This window comes from Streptomyces agglomeratus, from assembly GCF_001746415.1.
GTDB classification, from domain to species: domain Bacteria; phylum Actinomycetota; class Actinomycetes; order Streptomycetales; family Streptomycetaceae; genus Streptomyces; species Streptomyces agglomeratus.
This window is the reverse complement of sequence record NZ_MEHJ01000001.1, coordinates 249,255-273,311: the sequence shown is the minus strand read 5'-3', so window position 1 is coordinate 273,311 and position 24,057 is coordinate 249,255. Positions and strand designations below refer to the sequence as shown.

Here is a 24,057-nt window from a genome sequence, read left to right as displayed (position 1 = left end):
GCGGGCGACACCGATGATGAACGAGGACAAGCTCCGGGACTACCTCAAGCGGGCCACCACGGACCTGCGCCAGGTCCGGCGGCGCGTGCGCGAGCTGGAGGCCCGCGACCAGGAGCCGATCGCCATTGTGGGCATGAGCTGCCGGTTTCCCGGCGGCGTCGGCTCCCCCGAGGAGCTGTGGCGGCTGCTGGCCGAGGGCGAAGACGCCATTTCGCAGTTCCCCGAGGACCGCGGCTGGGACGTCGACGCGCTCTACGACCCCGACCCCGAGCAGCCCGGCAAGGTCTACACCCGGCACGGCGGCTTCCTGCACGACGCGGCGGACTTCGACGCGGACTTCTTCGGGATCTCGCCGCGTGAGGCACTGGCCATGGACCCGCAGCAGCGGCTGCTGATGGAGACCGCCTGGGAGGCCTTCGAGCACGCGGGCATCGACCCCGCCGGCCTCAAGGGCAGCCGCACCGGTGTTTTCGCCGGCCTGATGTACCACGACTACGGCTTCACGCCCGGAGTCCTCCCCGAGGGGGTCGAGGGGCTGATGAGCACCGGCAACTCCGGCAGCGTCGCCTCCGGGCGCATCGCCTACACCTTCGGGTTCGAGGGCCCCGCGGTCACCGTCGACACCGCCTGCTCGTCCTCGCTCGTCGCCCTGCACCTCGCCGTGCAGGCGCTGCGGAGCGGCGAGTGCTCCATGGCGCTCGCCGGCGGCGTGACGGTCATGGCGGGCCCGAGCGCCTTCGTCGAGTTCAGCCGCCAGCGTGGACTCGCCCCCGACGGCCGCTGCAAGTCCTTCGCGGCGGCCGCGGACGGCGCGTCCTGGTCCGAAGGCGTCGGCCTGGTGCTCGTGGAGCGGCTGCGGGACGCCCGCCGGCTCGGCCACAAGGTGCTCGCCGTCGTCCGGAGCAGCGCCGTCAACCAGGACGGCGCGTCCAACGGCCTGACCGCGCCCAACGGCCCCTCCCAGCAGCGCGTGATCCTCGAAGCGCTGGCCGGCGCCCGGCTGTCCGCCGAGGAGGTCGACGCCGTCGAAGCACACGGCACGGGCACGAACCTCGGCGACCCGATCGAGGCGCAGGCACTGCTGGCGACCTATGGACAAGAGCGCGAACGACCGCTCCTGCTCGGCTCGCTGAAGTCCAACATCGGCCACACACAGGCCGCGGCGGGCGTCGCCGGCGTGATGAAGATGGTGCTGGCGATGCAGCACGGCGTGCTGCCGAAGACGCTCCACGTGGACCGGCCGACCCCGCAGGTCGACTGGTCGGCCGGCTCGGTCGAGCTGCTGACCGAGGCGATCGCGTGGCCGGAGACCGACCACCCACGCCGGGCCGGGATCTCGTCGTTCGGGATCAGCGGCACCAACGCGCACGTCATCGTTGAGCAGGCGCCCGAACCGGAGGCGGAGGACCCGGTCGGCGACAGGACCGAAGGCGAGGGCGCGGCCGAGGAACTGCTGCGGGCCCGGACCACGGTGGTGCCGTGGGTACTCTCCGCGAAGACCGGGGAGGCGCTGCGGGAGCAGGCACAACGACTGCTGTCGTCCGTGGACCTCGCGGCCGCGTCCCCGGCCGACGTGGGGTTCTCGCTGGCGGCCACCCGCTCGGCGCTGGAGCACCGGGCGGCGGTCGTCGGCGCGTACGGGGCAGAGCTGCGCGCGGGGCTGACCGCCCTCGCGGCGGGCGAGCCCGCGGCACAGGTGGTGACGGGGCGCGCCGGTGCCGACCGGGGCAAGGTCGGGTTCTTGTTCTCGGGTCAGGGTTCGCAGCGGCTGGGGATGGGGTGCGAGCTGTATGCGGCGTACCCGGTGTTCGCGGCGGCGTACGACGAGGTGTGCGCGCTTCTGGATGCGCCGGTCGATGTCGACTCGGAGGAGTTGAATCAGACGGGTTCGACGCAGCCCGCTTTGTTCGCCGTCGAGGTGGCGTTGTTCCGTCTCCTCGAGTCGTGGGGTGTGCGGCCGGATTATGTGGCTGGTCATTCGGTGGGTGAGATCGCGGCCGTGCACGTGGCGGGTGTGTTGTCGCTCGGGGATGCGGCGAGGTTGGTGTCGGCGCGGGCAGCGTTGATGCAGGCCCTGCCCGTCGGCGGGGCGATGGTGGCGGTCCAGGCCACCGAGGACGAGGTACTGCCCTACCTGACCGACGAGGTCGGCGTCGCGGCGATCAACGGGCCTCGGTCGGTCGTGGTTTCCGGTGCGGAGGACGCGGTCGTCGCCATCGGTGAGGCCTTCCGGGAGCAGGGTCGTAAGACGTCCCGTCTGAAGGTCAGTCACGCGTTCCATTCGCCGTTGATGGATCCGATGCTGGAGGAGTTCGCGGAGGTCGTTCGCGGTCTGGCTTTCGACGAGCCGCGGATCCCGGTGGTCTCGAACCTCACCGGCCGACTGGCCGAGCCGTACACGCCCGAGTACTGGGTCCGGCACGTCCGTGAGGCGGTCCGCTTCGCCGACGGTGTGCGGACCTTGCACGAGCTGGGCGTGAGCACGTTCGTGGAGATCGGCCCCGGCGGCGTGCTGAGCGCCCTCGCCCAGGGCTGCCTCGACGACGCGGACATCGTCACTGTTCCCGCCCTGCGTACCGACGCCCCCGAACCCCAGGCGCTCACCCTCGCCCTCGGGCAGGTGCACGCGCACGGTGTCTCCCCGGACTGGCAGGGGCTGTTCCCCGGCGCCCGGCACGTCGACCTGCCCACGTACGCCTTCCAGCGCGAGCGCTACTGGCTCGAAGGCACGGCCGCGTTCGACGTCTCCTCGGCGGGCCTGGACTCCTCCGGCCACGCCCTGCTCGGCGCGGTGGTTGAGACCGCCGGTACGCGGGACGTGCTGTTCACCGGTCGGCTGTCCCCGGCCGACCTGCCCTGGACCGCGGAACACACGGTCGGCGGCGTGCCGGTGCTCCCGGTCGCCGCGTTCGTGGAGCTCGCCCTGTCCGCGGGACGGCAGACCGGGTTCTCGCACCTGGAACAGCTGGACGTGGACGCCCCGCTGGTCCTGGCCGAACAGAGCGCCGTACGCGTCCAGGTGCAGGTCGGTGCGGGCGACGATCCCGACCGGCGCTCCGTGCGCGTCTTCAGCCGACGCGCTGCCGACGGCACCGGCGAGCCCTGGGTCTGCCACGTCACCGGAGAGCTCACCCGGAACGCTCCGGCGCCGGAGTTCGACATGACGATGTGGCCGCCGACGGGTGCCGAACCCGTCGACATTGAGGGCCGTCCGGGTCTGCGCGCCGCCTGGCGCGCCGGGGACGAGCTGTACGCCGAGGCCGTACTGACCGTCGCGGAGCGGGACCGGGCGGACCGCTACGCCCTGCACCCCGTACTGCTGGACGCCGCCCTCGACATGCTGGCGTCGAGCCGCGCCGAAGACCCCGGCAAGGTGCTCATGCCCCACGCCTGGAGCGGCATCTCCGTGCACGCTCCGGGGCCCGGGGCCGTACGCATACGCATCCGGCCCGCCGCCGACGACGCGGTGGCGATCGAACTGTCCGACGCCGACGGCTCTCCCGTCGCCTCGGTCGCGTCCGTCCGGACACGGTCGATGTCCCCGCAGCAGGTGCTGGCCTCGCGCGTGGCGCACCAGGACCGGATGTTCGAGGTCGACTGGGTCGAGCACACCGCGGCTTTCGCCCCCGCACCCGCCACCGCTCCCAAAGCCGCGTGGGCGGTCCTGGGCGACGAGGGTTCCCACTCCGACATCGACGGGCTCCGCAAGGCGGTCGACGGCGGCGCGGCCACGCCTGCCCACGTCCTCCTGCCCTGCGCCCCGAGCGAGGGCGATGCCGCCGCCGCGACGCGCGGGCTGCTGGCCGATGTGCTGTCGGCCGTCCAGGAGTGGGTCGCCGACGAGCGGTTCTCCGACGCTCGGCTCGTCGTGATGACGCGCGGAGCCGTCGAGCCGGACGGCACAGCTCCGGACCTCGCGCACGTCGCGGTCTCCGGTCTGGTGAAGTCGGCCCAGACCGAGCACCCGGACCGGCTCCTGCTCGTCGACGCGGACGACTCGGTCACGAACGGCGGCACGGTCACGAAGGGCGGCCTCGACCCGGCGCTGGCCGCGGCCCTCGCCGCTCTGGACGAACCGCAGGCCGCGGTGCGCGACGGAAAGCTGTACGTGCCGCGCCTCGCCCGGATCACCCCGCCCGAGGAGCCCACCGGTCACGCGTGGGACCCCGAGGGGACCGTGCTGCTCACCGGCGCGACCGGTGGCCTCGGACGGTCGCTCGCGCGGCACCTCGTCGCCGAACGCGGCGCACGGAGGCTGCTGCTGACCAGCCGACGGGGCCCCGCGGCCGAAGGCATCGGCGAACTCGTAGCCGCCCTCTCCGAACTGGGCGCGCACGTCGACGTGGCCGCCTGTGACATCGGGGACCGGGACGCCCTCGCGGAACTGCTGGCCTCGGTCCCGGCCGAGCACCCGCTCGTGGCCGTGGTGCACGCGGCGGCGGCCCTGGACGACGGCGTGGTCACCGCCCTGACCGCGGAGCGCCTGGACTCCGTGCTGCGGCCGAAGGCCGACGGGGCGCTGCACCTGCACGAGCTGACCCGGGACCTGGACCTCTCCGCGTTCGTGCTCTTCTCCTCCCTGGCCGGAATCCTGGGCAGCGCCGGCGCGGCGAGCTACGCCGCTGCGAACGCCTTCCTGGACGGGCTGGCGCGGCAGCGCCGGGCCGCGGGCCTGCCCGGCACCTCGCTGGCATGGGGCCTGTGGACGGACAACGGCGGCATGGGCGACCGGATCACCAACGCCGACCGCAACCGGATGGGGCGGGCCGGAGTCGTGCCCTTCACCCCGGCGGAGGGGCTGGCCCTGTTCGACGCCGCCCTCACCGTGGACCGGCCGGTGATCGTGCCGGCCCAGCTGGACGTTCCAGGACTGCGCGCCATGGCCCGCGCCGGCATGCTGCCCGCCGTCCTCCGCGGCCTCGTCGGCGACACCGGCGCCGCGGCCGGCGAGACCGCGGCCGCACGGACCCCCGTCCTGGCCCGCCGCCTCGCCGGAATACCGGAGGCCGACCAGGAGAAGGTCCTGCTGGACCTGGTGCGCCATCAGGCGGCAGCCGCCCTCGGCCACGCCACCGCTGCCCGCATCGAGCCCACCACGGCCTTCAAGGACATCGGCTTCGACTCCCTGACCGCCGTGGAACTGCGCAACCGGCTCAAGGTCGCGACCGGGCTCCGGCTCAAACCCACCCTTGTCTTCGACCACCCCAACCCCGTCGCGATCGCCCGGCTCCTCCACAAGGACCTGGTGCTCGACCTCACAGCCGAGGCCCCGCCCGTGCTCGCCGAACTGGACCGGCTGGAGGCGCAGCTCGCCGCGCTCGCCCCACAGGACGCGGTGCGAGACAAGGTCACCGCCCGGCTCAAGGCGCTGCTCTGGAAGTGGACGGACACCCATCAGGACGCCGCGGCGAACACCGCCGACGCCGGCCCCGGCACCGACCGCGACATCGACCTGGACCGGATCGACGCCGCCACCGACGACGAGATGTTCGACCTCATCGACCAAGAGCTCGGGTCCCACTGACCCATCTCACGCACTGCTACCGAGGACGTAAAACATGTCGAACGACGACAAGCTCAGGGATTACCTCAAGCGCGTGATGGTGGACCTGCGCCAGACCCGCAGGCAGCTGGGTGAGCTGGAGGCGAAGGACACCGAGCCCATCGCCGTCGTCGGAATGGCCTGCCGCTACCCGGGCGGCGTCGGCTCGCCCGAAGACCTGTGGCAACTGGTCGTCTCGGGCGGTGATGGAGTGTCCGAGTTCCCCACCGACCGCGGCTGGGACCTGGACACGGTCTACGACCCCGAGCCCGGACGGACGGGCCGCATATACGTGCGCGAGGGCGGCTTCCTCCACGACGCCGGCGAGTTCGACCCCGCGTTCTTCGGGATCTCCCCCCGCGAGGCACTGGTCATGGACCCGCAGCAGCGGCTGCTCCTACAGACGTCCTGGGAGGCCCTCGAACGCGCGGGCATCGACCCCGTCACCGCACGCGGCACCCGGGCCGGCGTGTTCGTCGGCACCAACGGCCAGGACCACGCCTACCTCCAGCGGCAGGGCGACAGTGACATCGAGGCCCACCTCGTCACCGCGAACACCGCCGCCGTGGTGTCCGGTCGCATCTCCTACGCCCTCGGTCTCGAAGGCCCGGCGGTCACCGTCGACACGGCCTGCTCGTCCTCGCTGGTGGCGCTCCACCTGGCCGCCCAGGCGCTGCGCCGCGGCGAGTGCTCGCTCGCCCTGGCCGGCGGCGTGACCGTGATGGCCACGCCGAACACCTTCATCGCGTTCAGTGCCCAGCGCGGCCTGTCGTCCGACGGCCGCTGCCGCGCGTTCTCCTCGACCGCCGACGGCACGGGCATGTCGGAAGGCGTCGGCGTGCTCCTGCTGGAGCGGTTGTCCGACGCCCGCCGGCTCGGCCACGACGTGCTCGCCGTCATCCGCGGCAGCGCCGTCAACCAGGACGGCGCCTCCAACGGCCTCACGGCCCCGAACGGCCCGTCGCAGGAGCGTGTGATCCGGCAGGCGCTGGAGAACGCGCGCCTGACCGCCTCCCAGGTCGACGCGGTCGAGGCGCACGGCACGGCCACCACCCTCGGCGACCCGATCGAGGTGGAGGCACTGCTCGCCACGTACGGTCAGGAGCACTCGGGCGACCGGCCGCTGTGGCTGGGATCCATCAAGTCCAACATCGGTCACACGCAGGCCGCCGCGGGTGTCGCCGGTGTGATCAAGATGGTGATGGCCATCCGCAACGGCGTCCTGCCACAGACGCTGCACGTGGACGAGCCGACCGCTCAGGTCGACTGGTCGGCGGGCGGCGTCAAGCTCCTGACCGAGGCCGTCCGGTGGCCCGAGTCGGACCACCCCCGCCGCGCCGCCGTCTCTTCCTTCGGCGTCAGCGGCACCAATGCGCACACGATCATCGAACAGGCCCCGGCCCTCGACGAGGAGCCCGCCGCCGAGCAGGCCGGGGCCCCGGCCGACTCGGCGCTGCCGTGGGTGCTCTCGGCGAAGAGCGACGCGGCACTGCGTGCCCAGGCGGAGCGCCTGCTCTCCTTCCTGGAGGACGGCCGGAGCGGCCCCGGGAGCGCCCCGGCCGACATCGGCTTCTCCCTCGCCACGACACGCACCGCCTGGGACCGCAGGGCGGCCGTCGTCGGCGAGAGCTTGGAGGAACTCACGGAGGGTGTAAGGGCGTTGGCGTCCGGCGCCCCGTCCGCGGCCGTGGTCCACAACGCGGCCCGCCTCGGCGACAAGACCGGGTTCCTGTTCTCGGGTCAGGGTTCGCAGCGGGTCGGTATGGGCCGCGGACTCTATGACGCCTTCCCGGTGTTCGCCGCTGCCTACGACGAGATCCGCGCCCATCTCGACGTCACGCTTGACGCGGACGCGGAGGAGTTGAACCAGACGGGTTGCACGCAGCCGGCGTTGTTCGCGGTGGAGGTGGCGCTGTTTCGGTTGCTGGAGTCGTGGGGTGTGCGGCCGGATTATGTGGCTGGTCATTCGGTGGGTGAGATCGCGGCTGCGCATGTGGCGGGTGTGTTGTCGCTCGGGGATGCGGCGAGGTTGGTGTCGGCGCGTGCCGCGTTGATGCAGGCGCTGCCCGTTGGTGGTGCGATGGTGGCGGTGCAGGCGGCCGAGGACGAGGTGCTGCCGCACCTGACCGACGGCGTCGGCATCGCTGCGGTCAACGGGCCTCGGTCCGTTGTGGTCTCCGGTGCCGAGGATGTCGTGTTGGAGATCGCCGAGGTGTTCGCTGCACAGGGTCGTAGGACATCCCGTCTGAAGGTCAGTCACGCGTTCCATTCGCCGTTGATGGATCCGATGCTGGAGGAGTTCGCGCAGGTCGTTCGCGGTCTGGCTTTCGACGAGCCGCGGATCCCGGTGGTCTCGAACCTCACCGGTCGCCTGGTTGAGGCGTACACGCCCGAGTACTGGGTGCGGCACGTGCGTGAGGCGGTGCGCTTTGCCGACGGCATTGAGACTCTGGGCGATCTGGGTGTGAGCACGTTCGTGGAGATCGGTCCCGGCGGTGTGCTGAGCGGCATGGCGCAGGGCTGTGCGGACGACATCGTCACCATTCCCGTGCTCCGGGCCGACCGTCCCGAGCGGCAGGCCGTCGTGACCGCGCTCGCCGAGTTGCACGTCAGCGGTGCCGAAGTGGACTGGCACGCCTTCTTCCCGGGCGCCCGGCGTGTCGACCTGCCCACCTACGCCTTCCAGCAGCAGCGCTACTGGCTCGATGCCCCCGAGGCCGAGACGGCCGCCGTGGACGCGGTCGACGCCGAGTTCTGGGCGAGCGTCGAGCGCGAGGACGCCCAGTCCCTCGCCGCCACGCTGGGGCTGAGTCCCGAGGAACTAAACGTCGTAGTGCCGAAGTTGTCGGCCTGGCGGAGTCGGCGGCGCGAGCAGTCCGTCGTGGACGGCTGGCGCTACCAACTGGCCTGGCAACCGCTGAACGGCCTGTCCGCAGGCGACCTGTCCGGCAGCACATGGCTGTTCGCCGCACCCGAGGGCGACGAGTGGGCCGGCACGGTCCGCGCGGCCCTGGCCGGACGCGGCGCGTACCTGATCCCGCTGACGGTCGGCGCCGACGCCGACCGCGCGTCCCTGACCGACGAGCTGACCCGGGTCGCGGGCGAAGCCGGATCGCTCGACGGCGTCCTGTCCCTGCTCGCGACCGACGAGACCGCCTCGCCCGAACACCCCGCGCTCTCCCAGGGCTTCGCGCAGACCGTGGCCCTGGCCCAGGCACTTGGCGACGCGGGCATCGACGCGCCGCTGTGGTGCGCCACCCGCGGAGCGGCCGCCACCGGCCGCTCCGACGACGCACCGCTCAGCGCGGTGCAGAACCAGGTGTGGGGCCTCGGCCGTGCCCTGGCCCTGGAGCACGCCCGGCGCTGGGGTGGCCTGATCGACCTGCCAGCGGCCGTCGACGAGCGCGCCGCCGGCCGTATCGCCGCCGTACTGAGCCAGGGAGCCGGCGCCGCCGATGGCCAGGAGGACCAGGTCGCCGTCCGCGCCACCGGCGTGTTCACCGCCCGGCTCGCCCACGCCCGAAGCGGCGCCGGCCGGCCGTGGTCGCCGCGCGGCACGGTGCTGATCACCGGTGGTACGGGTGCGCTGGGCGGACACGTGGCCCGCTGGCTCGCCGGTGCCGGTGCCGAACACCTCGTGCTCACCGGCCGCCGCGGCGCCGACGCTCCCGGTGCAACCCGCCTCAAGGACGAACTGGAGGAGCTGGGAGCGCGCGTCACCCTCGCCGTGTGCGATGTCGCCGACCGCGACGCGGTGGCGGCGCTGCTCGCCGAGCACACGTTCACCTCCGTCTTCCACGCCGCGGGCGTGGGACAGTTAGCCCCCTTCGACGAGCTGACACCGGCCGACTTCGCCCGCACGGTGGCGGCGAAGGCCCACGGCGCCGCACACCTGGACGAACTGCTCGGCGACCGCGAGCTCGACGCCTTCGTCATGTTCTCCTCGATCGCCGGCGTGTGGGGCAGCGGCCACCAGGCCGCCTACGCGGCCGGCAACGCCTTCCTCGACGGGCTCGCCGCCCGGCGGAGGGCCCGGGGCCTGGCCGCCACCGCGATCGCCTGGGGCCCGTGGGCCGACGGCGGCATGGTCACCGACGCCGACGAGGAGTACCTGCGCCGCCGCGGCGTCGTCACCCTGCCCGCCGCACTCGCCGTGACCGCGGTCCAGCGCGCCCTGGACTGCGACGACACCGCGGTCGTCGTGGCCGACATCGACTGGGAACGGTTCATCGGACCGTTCACCCTCGGCCGCCCGAGCGCCCTGCTGTCCGAGTTGCCCGAGGTGCGCCGCGCCGGCACCGCCGCACCGGCCGGCGCCGCCACCGGCGCCGCGCCCCTGGCGGCCCGGCTCGCCGGACTGCCGGAGGCCGAGCGCACGGAGAGACTGATCGACCTGGTCCGCGCGCACGTCGCGGCCGTCCTGGGCCACTCCTCGGCGGCGGAGGTCGAGCCCGACCGGGCGTTCAAGGACCTGGGCTTCGACTCCCTGACCGCCGTCGAACTCCGCAACAAGGTGAACACGGCGACCGGTCTCGCGCTGCCGCCCACGCTGGTCTTCGACCACCCCAACGCCACGGCGCTCGCCCGCTTCCTGCAGAGCGAGCTGCTCGGATCGAAGGCCGCCGTGGAGCAGGAGCGGCACGCGGCCGCCGACGACGAGCCCATCGCCATCGTGGCGATGAGCTGCCACCTGCCCGGCGGCGTCGACTCGCCCGAGGCGCTGTGGGACCTGGTGACGTCCGGCGGCGACGCCGTCTCCGCGTTCCCGTCGAACCGCGGCTGGGACGTCGAGGCCCTCTACGACCCCGACCCCGACCGCCCCGGCAAGACGTACGCGCGCGACGGCGGCTTCCTTTATGGCGCCACCGACTTCGACGCCGGCTTCTTCGGGATCTCCCCGCGTGAGGCCCTGGCGATGGACCCGCAGCAGCGCCTGCTGCTGGAGGCCTCGTGGGAGGCCTTCGAGCGGGCCGGGATCGCCCCCGCGCAGCTGCGCGGCAGCCGGACCGGCGTCTTCGTCGGCATGGCCTACCAGGGCTACGGAGCCGATGTGCGCCGCGCGCCGGAAGGCGTCGAAGGACACCGGCTCGTCGGCGGCGCGTCGAGCGTCGTCTCCGGCCGGGTGGCCTACACCTTCGGACTCGAAGGGCCCGCCGTCACGATCGACACGGCGTGCTCGTCGTCCCTGGTCGCCCTGCACCTGGCCATCCAGTCGCTGCGCAACGGCGAGAGCACGATGGCGCTGGCCGGCGGCGTCACCGTCATGGCCAGTCCGAGCGTTTTCGTGGAGTTCAGCCGCCAGCGCGGGCTGGCCCCTGATGGACGGTGCAAGCCGTTCGCCGCCGGGGCCGACGGCACCGGCTGGGCGAGGGCGTCGGCATGCTCCTGGTGGAGCGGCTGTCCGACGCCCTCCGCAACGGGCACCAGGTGTTGGCGGTGGTACGGGGCAGCGCCGTGAACCAGGACGGGGCGTCCAATGGCCTGACCGCGCCGAACGGCCCGGCGCAGCAGCGGGTCATCCGCCAGGCCCTGGCCTCCGCCGGGTTCGCTCCGGGCGATGTGGATGTCGTCGAGGCGCACGGTACGGGCACGAGGCTGGGTGACCCGATCGAGGCGCAGGCGCTCCTCGCGACCTATGGACAAGAGCGTGAACGGCCGCTCCTGCTCGGCTCGTTGAAGTCCAACATCGGTCACACGCAGGCCGCCGCGGGCGTCGCCGGTGTGATCAAGATGGTCATGGCGATGCGCCACGGAGTGCTCCCGCGAACCCTGCACGTCGATGAGCCGACGCCGCACGTGGACTGGTCGGCCGGTGACGTCCGGTTGCTGACCGAGGCCGTCGACTGGCCCGAGTCGGACCGTCCGCGCCGTGCCGCGATCTCGTCCTTCGGTGTCAGCGGCACCAACGCCCACACCATCATCGAACAGGCCCCCGCCACGACGGAGTTGCCTCACACGCCCGACTCCGGCGCGCTCGTGCCGTGGGTGCTGTCGGGCAAGGGCGAGCCGGCGCTGCGTGCCCAGGCGGCCCGGCTGGCCGGCCACCTCGACGCGAACGACGGCTGGACGGCTTCCGACATCGGCCTCTCCCTGGCCTCCCGCGAGACGTTCGAGGACCGAGCGGTGCTCCTGGCGGAGGGCTCGGACAAGCTCCGGCAAACCCTCACCGCCCTCGCCGCTGGTCAACCGGCGGCGAACGTGACGCTGGGACGAGCCCGCTCCGAGGGCAAGGTCGGTTTTCTGTTCTCGGGTCAGGGTTCGCAGCGGATCGGTATGGGGCGTGAGTTGTATGAGGCGTTCCCCGCCTTCGCCGATGCGTACGACGAGGTGTGTGCGCGTCTGGAGGCACCGGTCGACATCGATGCCGAGAGCCTGCATCAAACGGGGTGCGCTCAGCCCGCGCTTTTCGCGGTGGAGGTGGCGCTGTTTCGGTTGCTGGAGTCGTGGGGTGTGCGGCCGGATTATGTGGCTGGTCATTCGGTGGGTGAGATCGCGGCTGCGCATGTGGCGGGTGTGTTGTCGCTCGGGGATGCGGCGAGGTTGGTGTCGGCGCGGGCAGCGTTGATGCAGGCGCTGCCTGCTGGTGGTGCGATGGTGGCGGTGCAGGCGGCCGAGGACGAGGTGCTGCCGCACCTGACCGACGGCGTCGGCATCGCCGCGGTCAACGGGCCTCGGTCCGTTGTGGTCTCCGGTGCCGAGGACGCCGTGCTGGAGATCGCCGAGGCTTTCACTCAACAGGGCCGCAAAACATCGCGGTTGAAGGTCAGTCACGCGTTCCACTCGCCGTTGATGGACCCGATGCTGGAGGAGTTCGCCGAGGCTGTCCGCAGTCTGACGTTCAGGCAGCCGAAGATTCCAGTGGTCTCCAACCTCACGGGTCAGCTCGTCGAGGCCTACACCCCTGAGTACTGGGTCCGGCACGTCCGTGAGGTGGTCCGCTTCGCCGATGGCGTCGGGACCCTGCACGGCATGGGCGTGACCACGTTCGTCGAGGTCGGCCCCGGCGGCGTCCTCAGTGCCCTGGCACAGGCCTGCGCGGACGACATCGTCACCGTCCCCGTACTCCGAGCCGACCGCCCCGAGCAGCAGGCACTCCTCACCGCGCTCGCCGAACTGCACGTGCACGGCGTCTCCCCGGACTGGCAGGCCCTCTTCCCCGGCGCTCACCGCGTCACCCTGCCCACCTACGCCTTCCAGCGCGAGCGCTTCTGGCTGGACGGGGAGGGGGACGAGGACCTGACCGCCGCCGGCACCCCGGCCGACGCGGCGGACTCCGGCTTCTGGGACAGCGTGGAACGCGAGGACGCGGAGTCCCTCGCCGCGACCCTGGGCGTCGGCGCGGACGCCTCGCTGAGCGCGCTCCTGCCCAGGCTGTCCGCGTGGCGCCGTCAGCGCCGCGAGCAGTCCGTGGTCGACGGCTGGCGTTACCGCGTCACATGGAAGCCACTCGGCCCGCTTCCTCGGCCCAGCGCGTCCGGGACCTGGCTGCTCGTCGTGGCCGGCGAGAGCGAGTGGACCGCCTCGGTGCGCACCGCGCTCGGCGAGCTCGGCCTGGAACTGGTGACGCTCGTCGCCGGTCCCGGCACCGACCGCGGGACGCTGGCCGGCGAGCTGGCCGGCGTCGGCCCGCTGACCGGCGTGCTGTCCCTGCTCGCCGAGGACGAGAGCGCCTCGGCAGGCCACCCCGGCCTGTCGCACGGCCTCGCGGCGACCCTCTGCCTCGTGCAGGCGCTCGGCGACGCGGGCGTCGACGTCCCGCTGTGGTGCGCCACGCGCGGCGCGGTGGCCACCGGCCGCTCCGACCGCGTGGACCGCCCGCTGCAGTCGCAGGTGTGGGGCTTCGGCCGGGCGGCGGCGCTGGAACACCCGCAGCGCTGGGGTGGACTGCTCGACCTTCCGGATCTGCTGGACGCCCGCGCCGCGGCCCGCGTGGCCGCCGTTCTCGGCCAGACGGCCGAGGACCAGGTGGCGGTCCGGGCCTCGGGCCTCTTCGGGCGCCGGCTCGTCCGGGCCGCCCGCGCCACCGGCCCCGCCCAGGAGTGGTCGCCTCGCGGCACGGTGCTGATCACCGGTGGTACGGGTGCGCTGGGCGGGCACGTGGCCCGCTGGCTCGCCGGTGCCGGTGCCGAACACCTCGTGCTCACCAGCCGCCGAGGCCCCGCGGCGCCCGGCGCCGCGGAGCTCGTCGCGGAGCTGGAGGAGCTCGGCGCGGCCGTGACCGTGGTGGCCTGTGACGCGGCCGACCGTGACGCCCTGCGGGCGCTGCTGGCCGAGCACCCCGTCAATGCCGTCGTCCACGCCGCCGGCGTCGGCGACCACGTCATGATCGAGGACTCCGATCCGGCCAGGTTCGCCGACTCGGTGGTGGCCAAGGCCGCAGGTGCCACGCACCTGGACGAACTGCTGGCCGGTCAGGAGCTCGACGCGTTCGTCATGTTCTCCTCGGGCGCCGGCATCTGGGGCGGCGCCGGCCAGGGCGCCTACTCGGCGGCCAACGCCTACCTGGACGCCCTCGCCGAGTACCGGCGGGCACATGGGCGCACCGCGCTCGCTGTCTCCTGGGGCGGCTGGGCCGAGGGCGGCATGGCTGGCGTCGGCGACGGAGAGGAGATGCTGCGCCGCCGCGGTTTGCCGCCCATGCGGCCCGCCCTCGCGGTCTCCGTGCTCCAACAGGCGCTGGCCCACGGCGAGACCGCCCTCACCGTCGCGGACTTCGAGTGGGAGCGGTTCATCGGCCCGTTCACGGTCATCCGCCCCAGCGCTCTGTTCTCCGATGTGCCCCAGGCGCGCCGAGCCCTGGAGGCGCCGGCCTCCGGCGGCGCCGAAGCTGGCAACGCGCTCGCCGCGAAGCTGGCCGGGCTGTCGGCGGGCGAGCAGGACCGCACGCTGGTGGACCTTGTCCGTACGCACGCGGCCGCCGTGCTCGGCCACGACGGTGCCGCGGCGGTGGAGCCCGGCCGGGCGTTCAACGACCTCGGCTTCGACTCGCTCACCGCCGTCGAACTGTGCAACAAACTCACGGCCGACACCGGCCTGAAGCTGCCCACCACTCTGGTCTTCGACCACCCCAACGCCACGGCTCTGGCCCGGTTCCTGCGTGCCGAACTGCTCGGTTCGCAGGGCGCCGTGCCGCAGGAGCAGCGCACGGCCGCTGTCGGCGACGAACCCATCGCGATCGTGGCCATGAGCTGCCGCCTTCCCGGTGGCGTCGGCTCGCCCGAAGACCTGTGGCAGCTCGTGACGTCCGGCGGCGACGCGATCTCCGGCTTCCCCGAGGACCGCGGCTGGGACGTCGAGGACCTCTACGACCCCGACCCGGGCACCCCCGGCAAGACCTACGCGCGCGACGGCGGCTTCCTCTACGACGCTGGCGACTTCGACGCCGCGCTGTTCGGGATCTCGCCGCGCGAGGCGCTCGCGATGGACCCGCAGCAGCGCCTGCTGCTGGAGGCCTCGTGGGAGGCCTTCGAGCGGGCCGGCATCGACCCGGCCTCTCTGAAGGGCAGCCGCACCGGCGTGTTCGTCGGCATGTCCTACCAAGGCTACGGCGCGGGCCTTCAGGAAGTCCCGGAAGGTGTCGAGGGCCACCTGCTCACCGGCAGCGCCGCGAGCGTCGTCTCCGGGCGCGTGGCCTACTCGTTCGGCCTGGAGGGCCCGGCCGTCACCGTCGACACGGCGTGCTCGTCGTCCCTGGTCGCCCTGCACCTGGCCATCCAGTCGCTGCGGGGCGGCGAGAGCACGATGGCCGTCGCGGGCGGGGTGAACGTCATGGCCGTACCGGCCGCGTTCGTGGAGTTCAGCCGCCAGCGCGGTCTGTCGCCCGACGGCCGGTGCAAGGCGTTCGGCGCCGGCGCCGACGGCACCGGCTGGGCGGAGGGCGTGGGCGTGGTGCTCGTGGAGCGGCTGTCCGACGCCCTCCGCAACGGGCACCAGGTGTTGGCGGTGGTACGGGGCAGCGCCGTGAACCAGGACGGGGCGTCCAACGGGCTGACCGCGCCGAACGGCCCGGCGCAGCAGCGGGTCATCCGCCAGGCCCTGGCCTCCGCCGGGCTCACCGAGGCCGACGTCGACGCGGTGGAGGCACACGGCACGGGCACCGCTCTGGGTGACCCGATCGAGGCGCAGGCGCTCCTCGCCACGTACGGCCAGGAACGCCCGGAGGACCGGCCGCTGTGGCTCGGCTCGCTGAAGTCCAACATCGGTCACGCCCAGGCTGCGTCCGGCGTGGCCGGTGTGATCAAGATGGTGATGGCGATGCGCCACGGCGTCCTTCCGCGGACACTGCACGCCGATGAGCCGACGCCGCACGTGGACTGGTCGGCGGGCGCGGTGCGGCTGCTGACCGAGGCCGTCGGCTGGCCGGAGACGGACCGTCCGCGCCGTGCCGCGATCTCGTCCTTCGGTGTCAGCGGCACCAACGCCCACACCATCATCGAGCAGGCCCCGCCGGCCGAACCGGCCGCCGTCGCACCGGTCGAGGTCGCCTCGCCAGCCGTACCGTGGGTCCTGTCCGGCAAGTCCGAGGCCGCGCTGCGCGCCCAGGCCGAGCGCCTGCTGTCCCTCACGGCCGACGGCGCCGAACCGTCCCTCACCGACGTCGGCTTCTCGCTGGCCACCACCCGGACCGCCCTGGAGCACCGCGCCGCCGTGGTCGGTGCCGACCACGGCCGGATCGCCGAGGGCCTGCGGGCCCTGGCTTCGGGGGCGCCCGCTCCCGGCGTCGCTCTCGGCCGCGCCGGCGCCGGCCAGGTCGGGTTCCTGTTCTCCGGGCAGGGCTCGCAGCGCATCGGCATGGGGCGGGGACTGTACGAGGCGTTCCCGGTCTTCGCGGAGGCGTACGACGAGGTGTGCGCCCACCTCGACCGGCACCTCGACCGGCCACTGCGGGACGTGGCCTTCTGCGAGAACGGTCACGAGGACGGCGAGGAGCTGAACCGCACCGTCTTCACCCAGCCGGCGCTGTTCGCGCACGAGGTTGCCGTGCACCGCCTGCTCGAATCGTGGGGCGTGCGGCCGGACTTCCTGGCCGGGCACTCCGTGGGCGAGATCGCGGCCGCCCACGTGGCCGGGGCCCTGTCGCTGGAGGACGCGGCCGCACTGGTGACGGCTCGTGCCGCGCTGATGCAGGCCCTGCCCGCCGGCGGGGCGATGATCGCCGTCCAGGCCACCGAGGACGAGGTGCTGCCGCAGCTCACCGACGACGCCGACATCGCGGCGGTCAACGGCCCGCAGTCCGTCGTGGTCTCCGGAGCCGAGGACGCAGTGGCCGCCGTCGCGGACCACTTCGCCCGGGAGGGCCGCAAGACCTCCCGGCTCACCGTGAGCCACGCGTTCCACTCGCCGCTGATGGACCCCGTGCTGGCGGACTTCGCCCGCGTCGTCGGCGGTCTGCGCTTCGAGACACCCCGGACACCGGTCGTCTCGAACCTCACCGGTGAGCTCATCGACGCGTACACACCGGACTACTGGGTCCGGCACGCCCGCGAGGCCGTGCGCTTCGCCGACGGCATCCGGACCCTGGCCGGGCTGGGCGTGACCACGTTCGTGGAGACCGGCCCCGGCGCGGTGCTCAGCGTCATGACCCTGGGCTGCCTGGACGGCGCGGTCACCGTTCCCTCCGCACGGTCCGGCAGCCCCGAACCCGAGGCGATCACCGGCGCCCTCGCGCAACTCCACGTGCACGGTGTTCCCGTCGACTGGCAGGCGTTCTTCGCCGGCCGCGGCGCCGGGCGCGCCGACCTGCCCACCTACGCCTTCCAGCACCGGCGGTACTGGCTGGAGACCACCACGCCCACGGCCGCCGCCGTCGCGGGGACCGACGCCGTGGAGGCCGGGTTCTGGGCGACGGTGGAGCGCGAGGACACCCAGTCCCTCGCCGCCACCCTCGACCTGCCCGCCGAGCAGTTGGACGCGGTGCTGCCCCGGCTGTCCGCGTGGCGGCGACAGCAGCGCCAGGAGTCCGCCGTGGAAGGCTGGTCCTACCGCACGGGCTGGAAACCGCTCAGCGGCCTCCGGGCGCACGAACTGCCGGGCGACTGGCTGTTCCTGGTCACCGAGGACACCGAGGACACCGCGGACGCCGAGGATGTCGAGTGGACCGCCGCCGTCGCCGACGGGCTCGCCGCCCGCGGGGCCCGGCTGGTCCGGGTGGCAGTCGACCCGGCCGCCGACCGCGGCGCACTGCTGCGGCAGCTCGGCGACGCCGTCCGGGAGACCACGGTCGACGGGGTGATCTCCCTGCTCGGCACCGACGAGCGTCCCCACACCGGACACCCGGCTCTCTCCGTCGGCATCGCGCTGTCCCTCGCGCTCGTCCAGGCCCTGGGCGACGCAGGCATCGACGCCCCGCTGTGGGCGCTGACCCGGTCCGCCATGTTCACCGGCCGTGCGGACACGGTGCCGAGCGCCACTCAGAACGCCGTCTGGGGCCTCGGCCGGGTCGCCGCGCTGGAGCACGCGCCGCGCTGGGGCGGTCTGATCGACCTCCCGGACACGGTCGACGACCGGGTCGCCGACCGCCTCGCCGCAGTGCTCGGCCAGTCGGTCGAGGAACAGTCGGCCGAGGACCAGATCGCGATCCGCGCCCGCGGCGTGTTCGGCCGCCGGCTGTCCCACACCGCCGCCCGCAGGAACACCCGGGCCGGGCAGCGGTGGTCGCCGCGCGGCACGGTGCTGATCACCGGGGGTACGGGTGCGCTGGGCGGGCACGTGGCCCGCTGGCTCGCCGGTGCCGGTGCCGAACACCTTGTGCTCACCAGCCGCCGCGGCCTCGACGCGCCGGGCGCGGCCGGTCTCCTCGCAGAGCTGGAGGCGACCGGTGTCCGGGTCACCGTCGCCGCGTGCGACGTCGCCGACCGTGAGGCGCTCGCCGCGCTGCTCGCCGAGCACCCGGTAAACGCCGTCGCCCACACGGCGGGCGTGGACCACCTGGAGCCGCTGGAGGCCATGACACCGGGCTCCTTCGCCGACGTACTGTCCGCCAAGGCAGCCGGCGCCCTACACCTCGACTCGCTCCTCGCCGACCGGGAACTCGACGCCTTCGTCCTCTTCTCATCCATCGCCGGCGTGTGGGGCAGCGGCCATCAGGCCGCCTACGCGGCGGCCAACGCCCTGCTCGACGGACTCGCCGAACGCCGCCGGGCCCAAGGCCTGCCGGCGACCGCCGTGGCCTGGGGCCCGTGGGCCGGCGGCGGCATGGCCGAAGCCGACGGCGCGGACGAACGACTGCGCCGCCGCGGCCTGATCCCGATGCCCGCCACGCTCGCTGTGGCCGGCCTCCGGCAGGCGCTGGAATCCGGCGAGGCGACCGCCACGGTGGCCGACGTCGACTGGGAGCGGTTCCTGCCTCCGTTCACCCTGGGCCGCCCGAGCGCCCTGCTCGGCGACCTCCCGGAGGCCGACCGGATCCTCACCGCGGGCAGCACCGCCGGCGGGCCCGGCACGGCCGCCGCCTCGCCCTTGGCCGACCGCCTCACCGGGATGCCCGAGACTGAGCAGCACGCGCTGCTGGTCGACCTCGTCCGCACACACGCGGCGGCCGTCCTAGGTCACAACAGCGCCGGCGAGGTCGAGGCCGACCGGGCCTTCAAGGACCTGGGCTTCGATTCCCTGACCGCCGTCGAACTCCGCAACAAGGTGAACACGGCGACCGGTCTCGCGCTGCCGCCCACGCTGGTCTTCGACCACCCCAACGCCACGGCACTCGCCCGGCAGCTGCGCACCGAGCTCACCGGCCTCACCGTCGCGGCCTCACCGGAAGCCGCCGCCGCGCCCGCCGAGGACGACGACCCCATCGCGATCGTCGGCATGGCGTGCCGCTACCCGGGCGGGGTGCGTTCCCCCGAGGACCTGTGGCAGTTGGTGGTCTCCGGCGGCGACGCGGTCGGCGAGTTCCCGGCGGACCGCGGCTGGGACGTGGAGGACATCTACGACCCGGACCCGGACGCGTCCGGCAAGACGTACACGCGCCGCGGTGGATTCGTCTACAACGCGGGGGAGTTCGACCCGGGGTTCTTCGGGATCAGCCCGCGTGAGGCCGTGGCGATGGATCCGCAGCAACGGCTGTTGCTGGAGACCACGTGGGAGGCGTTCGAGCGCGCCGGTATCGACGCGGAGTCGGTGCGCGGCAGCCGTACAGGAGTCTTCGTCGGTTCCGGATACCAGGACTACGCCGCCCAGGCCTTCCACGCGATCGACGACTCCGAGGGCTTCTTCGGCACGGGCAACTCGGCGAGCATCATGTCCGGCCGTATCGCCTACACCCTCGGCCTGGAGGGACCGGCCGTCACGGTCGACACGGCCTGCTCGTCGTCGCTCGTGGCCCTGCACTGGGCGGTCCAGGCCCTCCGCAACGGCGAGTGCTCCATGGCGCTGGCCGGGGGCGTGATGGTCATGTCCACCCCGCGCGCGTTCGTGGAGTTCAGCCGCCAGCGCGGGCTGGCCCCTGATGGACGGTGCAAGCCGTTCGCCGCCGGGGCCGACGGCACCGGCTGGGCCGAGGGCGTCGGCATGCTCCTGGTGGAGCGGCTGTCCGACGCCCTCCGCAACGGGCACCAGGTGTTGGCGGTGGTACGGGGCAGCGCCGTGAACCAGGACGGGGCGTCCAATGGCCTGACCGCGCCGAACGGCCCGGCGCAGCAGCGGGTCATCCGCCAGGCCCTGGCCTCCGCCGGGTTCGCTCCGGGCGATGTGGATGTCGTCGAGGCGCACGGTACGGGCACGAGGCTGGGTGACCCGATCGAGGCGCAGGCGCTCCTCGCGACCTATGGACAAGAGCGTGAACGGCCGCTCCTGCTCGGCTCGTTGAAGTCCAACATCGGTCACACGCAGGCCGCCGCGGGCGTCGCCGGTGTGATCAAGATGGTCATGGCGATGCGCCACGGAGTGCTCCCGCGAACCCTGCACGTCGATGAGCCGACGCCGCACGTGGACTGGTCGGCCGGTGACGTCCGGTTGCTGACCGAGGCCGTCGACTGGCCCGAGTCGGACCGTCCGCGCCGTGCCGCGATCTCGTCCTTCGGTGTCAGCGGCACCAACGCCCACACCATCATCGAACAGGCCCCGCCGGCCCCGACCGAAAAGGCCACAGCCGTTCCGGCCCCGGCACTCCTGCCGTGGGTGCTCTCCGCCAAGACCAGCGATGCTCTGCGCGACCAGGCACGACGGCTGCTGGACTTCGTGGAGGACGGCACGTCACCGGCCGATGTCGGCTTCTCGCTGGCCACCACCCGGAGCACCCTGCGCCACAGGGCGGCCGTCATCGGCGAGAGCTGTGACGACTTCCGCCGCGGACTGGAACGCCTGGCAGCCGGAATGCCGTCGCCCGGAGTCGTCCAGGGCCGACCGGGAGGCAGGGTCGGTTTTCTGTTCTCGGGTCAGGGTTCGCAGCGGATCGGTATGGGGCGTGAGTTGTATGCGGCGTTCCCCGTCTTCGCCGATGCGTACGACGAGGTGTGTGCGCGTCTCGAGGCACCGGTCGATGTAGACGCCGAGACTGTGCACCAAACTGGGTGCGCCCAGCCCGCGCTTTTCGCGGTGGAGGTGGCGCTGTTCCGTCTTCTCGAGTCATGGGGTGTGCGGCCGGATTACGTGGCTGGTCATTCGGTGGGTGAGATTGCGGCCGCGCATGTGGCCGGGGTGCTGTCGTTGGACGACGCCGTGAAGCTGGTGTCGGCGCGTGCCGCGTTGATGCAGGCGCTGCCTGCTGGTGGTGCGATGGTGGCGGTGCAGGCGGCCGAGGACGAGGTGCTCCCGTACCTGACCGACGAGGTAGGGATTGCGGCGGTCAACGGCCCGCGATCGGTCGTGGTCTCCGGTGCCGAGGATGCCGTCCTTGAGATCGTCGAGGTCTTCACCCAACAGGGCCACAAGTCCTCTCGGTTGAAGGTCAGTCACGCGTTCCACTCGCCGTTGATGGACCCGATGCTGGAGGAATTCGCCGAGGTCGTCAGCGGTCTGACGTTCAGTGAGCCGCAGATTCCTGTGGTCTCGAACCTCACCGGCCGGCTGGCCGAGGCGTACACGCCCGAGTACTGGGTCCGGCACGTGCGCGAGGCGGTGCGCTTCGCCGACGGCATCGAGACCCTCGGCGATCTGGGTGTGACCACGTTCGTGGAGATCGGTCCCGGCGGTGTGCTGAGCGGCATGGCGCAGGGCTGTGCGGATGACATCGTCACCGTCCCCGTACTCCGAGCCGACCGCCCCGAGCGGCAGGCACTCGTGACGGCGCTGGCCCATCTGCACACGCACGGCGTGTCCGTGGACTGGAGCTCGTTCTTCGCCGGTGCGCGGAAGACCGACCTGCCTACCTACGCCTTCCAGCACGAGCGGTACTGGGTCGACGCCCCGGAAACCGCTGCCGCCAGCGCGGTCGCGGCGGACCCGGTGGACGCGGAGTTCTGGGAGACCGTCGAGCGCGAGGACCTGCTGTCCCTCGCCGAGACGCTCGACATCGGGGCTGGGGACGCGTTCAGCGACGTGCTGCCGAGGCTGTCGTCGTGGCGGCGGCAGCGCAAGGAGCAATCCACCGTGGACGGCTGGCGCTATGGCGTCACCTGGAAAGCGATACCCGACCCCTCCCCGGAGGACCCTGCCCGGAACGGCATATGGCTGGTTCCGGTCAGCGCTGCCCAGCTCGGCGACGACTGGGTCGCCGCCTGCCTCCGCGCGCTGACCGAGCGGGGCCTGGCCCCGCTGCCGGTCCCGGTCGAGCCGGCCACCGGCCGTGAGGACCTGACCGCGCAACTCGCCCGAGCGGCCGGGGACGAGACCGTGGCGGGCGTCCTGTCGCTGCTCGCCGTCGACGGCGAGGCCGCCCCGCAGGCCGCCGCGATGCCCGTCGGCGTCACGCTGTCCGTGCTGCTCGTCCAGGCCCTGGGCGACACGGGCATCGGCGCCCCGCTGTGGTGCGCGACCCGGAACGCGGTGGGCTTGAACTCCGCCGACGAGGCGGCGGACCCGTACCAGTCCCTGGTCTGGGGTCTGGGCAGGGTGGCGGCGCTGGAGCACTCGCGGCGCTGGGGCGGTCTCGTCGACCTTCCCGGCACGGTCGACGACCGGGTCGCCGGCCGCCTCGTCGCGGTGCTCGGCCAGTCGGCTGAGGACCAGGTCGCGATCCGCGACCACGGGGTGTTCGCACGGCGCCTGTCGCGTCTGCCCGCAGCCCGGAGCGACCGTTCGTGGTCGCCGCGCGGCACGGTGCTGATCACCGGTGGTACGGGTGCGCTGGGCGGGCACGTGGCCCGCTGGCTCGCCGGTGCCGGTGCGGAGCACCTGGTGCTCACCGGCCGCCGCGGCGCCGACGCTCCCGGTGCAACCCGCCTCAAGGACGAACTGGAGGAGCTGGGAGCGCGCGTCACCCTCGCCGTGTGCGATGTCGCCGACCGCGAAGCGGTGGCGGCGCTGCTCGCCGAGCACCCGGTGAACGCCGTCGTCCACACGGCCGGCACCGCCGAGGCGGGCATGCTCGCCGAGACGAGCCTCGGCGACTTCGCGGCGACGGTCGCCGCGAAGGCCGTGGGGGCCGCGCACCTCCACGAACTGCTCGGCGATCAGGAGCTGGACGCCTTCGTCCTCTTCTCCTCCATCTCCGGTGTGTGGGGAGGCGGCGGGCAGGCCGCGTATTCGGCCGCGAACGCCTTCCTCGACGGCCTGGCGCAGCACCGGCGGGCCCGGGGCCTCACCGCGACCGCGATCGCCTGGGGCCCGTGGGGCGAGGGAGGCATGGTCGCCGACGCCGGGGACGAGGAGCGGCTGCGACAGCGCGGCCTGACCGTGCTGCGGCCGGACCGGGCTGTCTCCGCGCTGCACGGTGCGCTGAGCGGCGGGGACGGCACGGTCACCGTGGCCGACGTGGACTGGGAGCGGTTCGTCGTCCCGTTCACCGTCGGCAGGCCGAGCGCGCTGCTGAGCGACCTGCCCGAGGTCAGGGACGCCCTCGCGGAGGAGCCCGCCGAGCAGACCGCGGAGCCGTCCGCGCTCAAGGCGAAGCTGTCCATGCTGTCCGAAGGCGAACAGCAACACCTGCTCGTGGACACGGTGTGCGCGCACGCGGCGGCAGTACTGGGCCACAGCGGATCCGCGGCGGTGGAACCGGACCTGGCGTTCCGGGACCTCGGCTTCGACTCCCTGACCGCGGTGGAGCTGCGCAACCTGCTCACTGCCGACACCGGCCTGACCCTGCCCGCGACGCTGGTCTTCGACCACCCGACGCCCGAGGCGATCGCCCGCCACCTGCGGAGCGAACTCACCGGCGAGACGGGCCCGGAGGAGGTGTCGGTCTTCAGCGAGCTCGACCGGCTGGAGTCGGTGATCTCGACGGCCGCCTCGGCCGAGGAGACGGTCCGGTCGGGGGTGCGGAGGCGGCTGCAGGAACTGCTGTCCCTGGTGAATTCCGCCGGAGAGCAAGGCGCGGAATCCGCCGACGCGCAGCGACAGCTCCAGGACGCGACGATCGACGACATCTTCGATCTGATCGATCAAGATCTAGAAATTTCCTAGTTCTTGGCGCTCTACCT

3 protein-coding genes are annotated in these 24,057 nt (G+C 73.0%); all 3 read left to right on the top strand.

Going from position 1 to position 24,057, the window contains the following annotated elements:
- Positions 1-13: 13 nt before the first annotated feature.
- Genes AS594_RS01100 through AS594_RS01095 form a run of 3 tightly spaced genes read left to right on the top strand, consistent with a single transcriptional unit; the run spans position 14 to position 24,040 of the window.
- Complete coding sequence (locus tag AS594_RS01100; RefSeq protein WP_478078918.1) at positions 14-5,524, top strand: SDR family NAD(P)-dependent oxidoreductase; 5,511 nt, start codon at positions 14-16, stop codon at positions 5,522-5,524.
- Between the two features lie 34 nt (positions 5,525-5,558).
- Entirely contained in the window at positions 5,559-11,000 is a 5,442-nt protein-coding gene (locus tag AS594_RS45325; RefSeq protein WP_206281701.1) for a type I polyketide synthase, read from the top strand.
- Positions 10,922-24,040 carry a type I polyketide synthase gene (locus AS594_RS01095; protein WP_206281744.1) on the top strand — a complete coding sequence of 4,373 codons (13,119 nt, stop codon included), beginning with the start codon at positions 10,922-10,924 and terminating at the stop codon, positions 24,038-24,040. Before AS594_RS45325 ends, AS594_RS01095 begins: the two co-directional genes overlap by 79 nt.
- Positions 24,041-24,057: the final 17 nt, after the last annotated feature.